The 6,010-nt window shown below is 67.0% G+C and carries 4 protein-coding genes; all 4 read right to left on the bottom strand.

The genetic code is table 11. From position 1 onward, the window contains the following. Positions 1-98 precede the first annotated feature (98 nt). The gene (locus tag VI238_RS18715; RefSeq protein WP_331653990.1) at positions 99-1,073 is read right to left on the bottom strand and encodes a DUF3187 family protein; all 975 of its coding nucleotides are present in this window, start codon (positions 1,071-1,073) and stop codon (positions 99-101) included. Continuing rightward, positions 1,066-4,239: a multidrug efflux RND transporter permease subunit gene (locus VI238_RS18710; RefSeq protein ID WP_331653989.1), complete on the bottom strand. Its 3,174-nt coding sequence runs from the start codon at positions 4,237-4,239 to the stop codon at positions 1,066-1,068. The genes VI238_RS18715 and VI238_RS18710 overlap by 8 nt, the downstream gene beginning before the upstream one ends. 49 nt (positions 4,240-4,288) lie before the next feature. Beyond that, positions 4,289-5,461: an efflux RND transporter periplasmic adaptor subunit gene (locus VI238_RS18705; protein ID WP_331653988.1), complete on the bottom strand. Its 1,173-nt coding sequence runs from the start codon at positions 5,459-5,461 to the stop codon at positions 4,289-4,291. A gap of 189 nt (positions 5,462-5,650) precedes the next feature. Next, a partial coding sequence (locus VI238_RS18700; protein ID WP_331653987.1) for a hypothetical protein occupies positions 5,651-6,010 on the bottom strand: 360 nt, incomplete at its 5' end.

The following is a 6,010-nucleotide window of genomic DNA, read 5'->3' as shown; positions in this document are numbered from 1 at the left end:
TGGACGCGGGTCGGTTATCGCGAAAGAAGGTTTGCGTTGCCGTTCAATAGGAACAAGCAGCGCATGGGAGGACAACGAACGCGAAGCGCCCGACTCGCTCAAAGGGTCAACGACAGAAAAAACGCCACATCTTGCGCATGTTTCGCGATCGCGTCCTCCACGAGGCCCGCGCGCAGCGTCCACCCGGCCTTCGCATGCCACGCGGATGAGAGCGCGAGCGTCGCCGCGTCGTCGAGCAGCGGGATCGCGCTGTCGTAGAGCGCGCCGTGCCATTGCAACTGCGCGGCGACGTCCCAGCCGGGGCGCAGCACGTAGCCGAGCGTCGCGTCGGCGAACGGCACGAGGTCGTTGGCGCGGTTCGGCAGCAGTTCAGTGTCGCCGCGGCGCATCGCGCCGGCGCGCACGCCCCATGGCAGGCGTGTCGTCGCGTCGGTCGACTGCGCGGCGAGCCAGAGGCTCGCGTCGACGGCGCGGTCGTCGACGAGCGGGCTCGCGTCTGTGGTCGGCAGCTTCAGGGTCGCGCCGAGCTGCCATTCGTGCGTGCCCGTGGGCAGGCGCCAGGCGACGTCGAGGAGCAGCGGCGTCGCGGCGTGCAACGTGCGGTCGAGCGCGATGCGGTCGCCAGCACCGTCGTCGTAGGCGATGACGTGGCCGCTGCTCGCGAGGTGGCCGCGGTCGCCGTTGTCGAGGCCGAACGCGCGGTGCCAGTCCTCGATGAAGCCGTCGAGGAAGCCGTCGTCGAAGGCAATCGCGCCGATCGTCGCGCGCGCGATCCAGCGGTCGCCGAACGCATGCGTGACGGCGATGCGCGCTTCATGGAACTCGCCGTCGGAGAGCAGGTGTTCGCTGCCGCGGTCGAACGCGAGCTCGGTGTTGCTCGCGCTCGCGACGACGTCGACGCGCCACGCGTCGGCCGCAGCGGACGGCGGCGCGAACGGCAGGCCGCTCGCGGCGACGAACGGGTTCGCGTCGCGATAGAGCAGCCATGGCACCGCATCCGCCGCGGACGAATGGGGTGCGAACGCGACGTTGAGTCCGGCGACGGCGATCGCGACCCGCAGCCGCTCACCCATGCCGATGCGGATCAGCGGTGGCCCTGAGCGTCTCTTCGGCGGGTTCCATCTTGTCTCCGAGCAGTCGCCGCAGGGCCACGTAGAAGACCGGAATGAACAGTACGCCGAGGAATGTCGCGAAGAGCATCCCGCCGATCACGCCCGTGCCGATCGCATGGCGCGCGTTGGCGCCGGCACCGCTGGAAATGGCGAGTGGCAGCACGCCGAGGATGAAGGCAAACGAAGTCATCAGGATCGGTCGCAGTCGCAGGCGGGCTGCATCGACGACCGCCGTCGCGAGCGGCCGTCCGGCACGTTGCTCGGACACGGCGAACTCGACGATGAGGATCGCGTTCTTCGCCGCGAGGCCGACGATCGTCAGCAAGCCGACCATGAGGTAGACGTCGTTGGAGAGGCCGCGGGCCCACGTCGCCAGGACCATGCCGGTGATGCCGAGCGGGATCACGAGCATCACGGCCACCGGTATCGACCAGCTCTCGTACAGCGCAGCCAGGCACAGGAACACGACGAAGATCGACAGGGCAATGAGCAGCGGCGCCTGATTGCCCGAGATGATTTCCTGCAGCGATTGGCCGGTCCAGTCGAAGCCGAATCCCTGCGGCACGTCGTTCTTGATGATCTCCGTCATCGCGGCCATGGCTTCGCCGCTGCTGCGCCCGGGGGCGGGCTGGCCGACGATTTCCATGGCCTCGTAGCCGTTGTAGCGCACCAACGTGGGCGGGCCCACGCGCCACTGTGCCTGCACGACGTTGGAAATCGGCACCATCGGCGGAGTTCCTGCGGTTGCAGTGCCGCCGGCAGGGGCGATCGTGCTCGGCACGTAGAAGTGCTGGAGCGCCTCGGGGCCGCTGCGGAACGGAGCGTCGGCTTGCATCGTGACGCGCTGGACGCGTCCACCCGCGATGAAATCGTTCACGTAGACCGGCGCGAGCATCAACTGGATCGCGGTGTAGACGTCGCTGAGCGCAAGCCCCATCGACTGGGTCTGGGCCCGGTCGATGCTCAATTTGAGCTGGGCGGTATCCGGCAACGTGTTCGGCCGAACGCCGGTGAACATGGCCTGCATCTGCGAAGCCTTCGCGATGGCGGCACCGCCGGCCTGCACGAGCGCGTCGTGGCCCGCGCCCGAGCGATCCTGCAGGTAGAGGTCGAATCCTCCGAACTGGCCGAGGCCGCGTATCGTCGGCAAATTGACGACGAACGCGGCTGCGTCCTTGACGCCGCCGAACAACTGGCCCTGGATCTTCTGGATCAGCTCCATGGCGGTCGCCTTGCGTTCGTCCCAAGGCTTGAAGCGGATGAAGGCCATGCCGACGTTTTCCGCACTGCCGACGAAACTGAATCCCGAGATCGCGAAGACGCCGTCGACTTCGGGGTTCGAGCGGATGATCTGCGACACCTGGTCCATGACCTCGTTGGTGCGCGTGATCGTCGCGCCGGACGGAAGGCCGACGATCGTGAGGCCGTAGCCTTGGTCTTCCTCGGGAACGAAACTCCTCGGCAGGTGGATGAAACCGAAATAGCAGGCTATCGCGACGGCCGCGAACAGGGACATCCAGATCGGCACGGCCCGCACCGCTCCGCGGATGTGGCCGGTGTACGTGTCGCGAGCCCAGTCGAACAGGCTGTTGAAGCGGCGGAAGAACGCGTTGCGCTCGCCGGTTTGCGGCCTGATCATCGTCGCGCACAGGGCCGGCGTGAACACGAGCGCGAGCATCGCCGAAAAACCCGTGGACAAGGCGATGGTCAGCGCGAACTGGCGGTAGATCGCGCCGACGGAACCCGATTGCAGCGCGCTCGGGATGAATACCGCCATCAGCACGATGGCGATGGCGACGACGGGCGCCTGGATCTGCAGCATCGCCTTGCGCGTGGCCTCGACCGCGTTCAGGCCCTCCTCGTGCATGATGCGCTCGACGTTCTCGATCACGACGATCGCGTCGTCGACGACGATGCCGATCGCCAGCACCATGCCGAACAGGCTGAGCTGGTTGATCGTGAACCCGACCGCCCACATGCCGAGGAAGCCGCCCATCAGCGCGACGGGGATCACCAGCGTCGCGATGATGGTGGCGCGGAAATTCTGCAGGAACAGCAGCATGACGAGGAACACGAGGACGATCGCGATCGCGAGCGTCATCACCACTTCTTCGATCGAGATCTTGATGAACTGCGTCGTATCGTACGGAACGAACCAGCTCACGCCCTGCGGGAACGTGCGCTGCAGTTCCTCCATCTTCGCCTTGACCAGCTCCGCCACGTCGAGCGCGTTCGCGCCCGACAGCAGCTGCACGCCGAAGCCGGAGACCGCCTGGCCGTTGTAGACGACGCGCTGGCCGTAGCCGCCTGCGCCCAGCCCGACTCGCGCGACGTCCTTGAGGCGCACCGTGGTGCCGTCGCTGTTCGCGCGCAGGATCACGTTCTCGAACTGCTCGGCGCTCGTGAAGCGTCCTTCGCCGACGACCGTCGCGGTGAAGGCGGTGCCTTCCACGGCGGGCTCGGCACCGATCGAACCGGCCGCGACCTGCACGTTCTGCGCGCGTACGGCGTTGAGCGCCTGCGCCGCGGACATGCCGTAGCCGTGCAGCTTGTCGGCGTCGAGCCAGATGCGCATCGCATACTCGGAGCCGAGCTGGAACGTGCTGCCGACGCCGGGGATGCGGCCGATCTGGTCGATCACGCGCGTCGCCAGCAAGTTGTCGAGCGCGTAGGAGTCGTACTTGCCGTCATCCGACCTGATCGAAACGAACATCAGGAAGTCGGGATTCTGCTTCGCGACGACGATGCCCTGCTGGTTCACTTCGGTCGGCAGGCGCGGCGAGGCCAGCGTGACCTTGTTCTGGGTCTGCACTTGCGCGATGTCGGGATTGGTCCCCGGTTCGAACGTGAGGTTGATCTGCGCAGTGCCGTTGGCGTTCGAATTCGAGCTGAAATACATCAGGTGGTCGATGCCGGCCAGCTGCTGCTCGATCACCTGCGTGACCGCGCGCTCGACCGTCTCCGCATCCGCGCCGGGATAGCGGGCGACGACGGCGACCTGCGGCGGGGCGATCGGCGGGTACGACTCGATTCCGAGCGTCGTGATCGCGAGCACGCCGCCGAGCGTGATCATCAACGCGAGCACCCACGCGAAGATCGGTCGTTCGATAAAGAAATTCGAAAACATGGACGGCTTCCTTCGTCGTCGCGGTGCGCTGCAAGGTGCAGCGCGGCAATCAGTGCGTGTCGGCCTGCTTGGGCTGGGCGGGTTGCGCGTCGCTCCGCGGCGCGGCGGCCTTCGCCGGAGCGCCCGGATGGACCTTCATCAAGCCCGACACAACGACCTGGTCGCCATCTGTGAGGCCGCCCTTGACGATGCTGTCGGCGCCGCGACTGGTGTACACGTCGATGGTCTTGCGGGCCACGTTGCCGTCCGCGCCGAGCACGTAGACGTAAGCGCCTTCCGCGTCTCGCTGGATCGCCGCCTGGGGCAGGATCCACGCGCGCTTGAGGTCGCCCAGCGTGAGATGCACGTTGACGTACATTCCCGGCAACAGATGGTGCTCGGGATTCGGCACGATGCCGCGCAGCGTGACCGCGCCGGTCGCTGCGTCGACCGCCGTATCCGAGAAATCGAGCGCACCGGTCTTGTCGTAGCTGCTGCCGTCCGGCATCGTGATTTCGACCTTCGCCTTGCCCTCTTCGTAGAGTTGCACCTCCCCCTTGGCCGCTGCGCGGCGTACGTCGTCGAGCGACCCGATGGCCTGGCTGAAATTGACGTAGACCGGGTCGATCTGCTCGATCGTGGTTAGCAGCGTGGCTTCGCCCTGGCCGACGAGGGCGCCTTCGGTCACCTGCTGCTTGCCCGCGCGCCCTGCGATCGGCGCGGTCACGTTGGCGTAACCGAGATTGATCTTCGCCGCCTCGACGTTCGCCTGCGCCTGCTTGACCGCGGCGGCGGCCGTGCGTTCGGCCGCATCGGCGGCGTCGACGTCGGCCTTCGACAGCAGACCCTTCTGGGCGACCGAGCGCGCACGCTCTGCGGCGACGTGGTTGTTCTGGTACGTCGCCTGCGCGGCGGCGAGATTGGCGAGTTGTGCGTTCAAGGTCGCGCGCAGCGGCGCCGGGTCGATCTGGAACAGCAACTCGCCTTCCTTGACGTCGGTGCCCTCGGTGTACACGCGCTTCTGAAGGACGCCGGCGACGCGCGCGCGCACATCGGCCATGCGCACCGCGGTGATGCGACCCACGAGGTCCTGCACGATCGGCACGGCGTTCGCCTTCACCGTCATGACGTCCACTTCAGGGGGCGGCATCTGCTGTTGCTGTTGCGCCGGCTTGCCGCATCCTGCGGCGAGGGTGGCGAGCGTTATGACGGCGACAGGGGTCAGTGCGCGATGCAACTTCATCGTGGAGCTTCCTGTTCTCGGATGCGTAAGGGCGGCGGCCGGTCGGAGATGACGGCGTGCGAGAGCGTCGTGCGAACCGCGTCGGCAGCGGCCGGACTATACCGCCGGGTACAGGAACATGCATCCTCGCCACGGCGGTTTTTACCCAGGCCCAATGGCACTGTCGTGATCGCGCGCGTCGTGCGCGCATCACACCGGGACGTCCCGGTACGACGCGACCCGTCGCTCGACGCGTGCTCGCTGCTGCGCTTCAGCTCGCGTATAGGAACCGCGCTCGCAACGGTCGTCCGCGTCGCGCATCGGCGGATGCGAAAAAGCACGCATGAAGGCGCAGGTCATCCGCGCGCTCGGGACCGGCATGCAGGCGCATGCGGCGCGATTTCCGCGAGAGCTCGGTCGCGCCTGCGCGTATGGATTCGCCGCGCCCTGCGGCGTATCCTTGCGCGCCCGCAATTTACCCCACTTTCGGACCCTTTCATGACCGCACAAGGCGCCGCGTCCGGCACGCACGTCGAACCGATCCTCGACCATCTTTCGACCCGGCTCAGC

The sequence above is a fragment of the Dokdonella sp. genome (assembly GCF_036518555.1).
Lineage (GTDB): Bacteria > Pseudomonadota > Gammaproteobacteria > Xanthomonadales > Rhodanobacteraceae > Dokdonella_A.
The sequence above is the reverse complement of the archived record's forward strand: the minus strand, read 5'-3'. Positions and strand labels throughout refer to the sequence as shown.